Raw genomic sequence first — 1,204 nt, forward strand, 5'->3', positions numbered from 1 at the left:
GGAGCTGAAGCCAGCCGCAGATACCAGCTGGCTGCAACTGTTTATTAAAAACACAGCACTGTGCAAACACGAAAGTGGACGTATACGGTGTGACGCCTGCCCGGTGCCGGAAGGTTAATTGATGAGGTTAGCGCAAGCGAAGCTTCTGATCGAAGCCCCGGTAAACGGCGGCCGTAACTATAACGGTCCTAAGGTAGCGAAATTCCTTGTCGGGTAAGTTCCGACCTGCACGAATGGCGTAATGATGGCCAGGCTGTCTCCACCCGAGACTCAGTGAAATTGAACTCGCTGTGAAGATGCAGTGTACCCGCGGCAAGACGGAAAGACCCCGTGAACCTTTACTATAGCTTGACACTGAACATTGAGCCTTGATGTGTAGGATAGGTGGGAGGCAACGAAGTGTGGACGCCAGTCTGCACGGAGCCGACCTTGAAATACCACCCTTTAACGTTTGATGTTCTAACCCAGACCCGTAATCCGGGTCGGGGACCGTGTCTGGTGGGTAGTTTGACTGGGGCGGTCTCCTCCCAAAGAGTAACGGAGGAGCACGAAGGTTGGCTAAGCATGGTCGGACATCATGCGGTTAGTGCAAAGGCATAAGCCAGCTTGACTGCGAGAGTGACGGCTCGAGCAGGTACGAAAGTAGGTCTTAGTGATCCGGTGGTTCTGAATGGAAGGGCCATCGCTCAACGGATAAAAGGTACTCCGGGGATAACAGGCTGATACCGCCCAAGAGTTCATATCGACGGCGGTGTTTGGCACCTCGATGTCGGCTCATCACATCCTGGGGCTGAAGTAGGTCCCAAGGGTATGGCTGTTCGCCATTTAAAGTGGTACGCGAGCTGGGTTTAGAACGTCGTGAGACAGTTCGGTCCCTATCTGCCGTGGGCGCTGGAAGATTGAGAGGGGTTGCTCCTAGTACGAGAGGACCGGAGTGAACGCACCACTGGTGTACGGGTTGTGATGCCAATTGCATTGCCCGGTAGCTAAGTGCGGAAGAGATAACCGCTGAAAGCATCTAAGCGGGAAACTTGCCTCGAGATGAGTCTTCCCTGATTCCTAGAGAATCCTGAAGGAACGTTTGAGACTAAGACGTTGATAGGCTGGGTGTGTAAGTGCAGCGATGTATTGAGCTAACCAGTACTAATGAACCGAGAGGCTTAACCTGACAACACCGAAGGTGTTTTGAGTTGAGAGACGAAGA

General features: G+C 52.9%; 1 rRNA gene. It reads left to right on the top strand.

The window, feature by feature from the left end:
* A 23S ribosomal RNA gene (locus tag AAZR23_RS20665) occupies positions 1–1,168 on the top strand; the annotation flags it as partial.
* Between the last annotated feature and the right edge of the window lie 36 nt (positions 1,169–1,204).

Source organism: Morganella sp. Je.2.23, assembly GCF_051129855.1.
Classification (GTDB): domain Bacteria; phylum Pseudomonadota; class Gammaproteobacteria; order Enterobacterales; family Enterobacteriaceae; genus Morganella; species Morganella sibonii.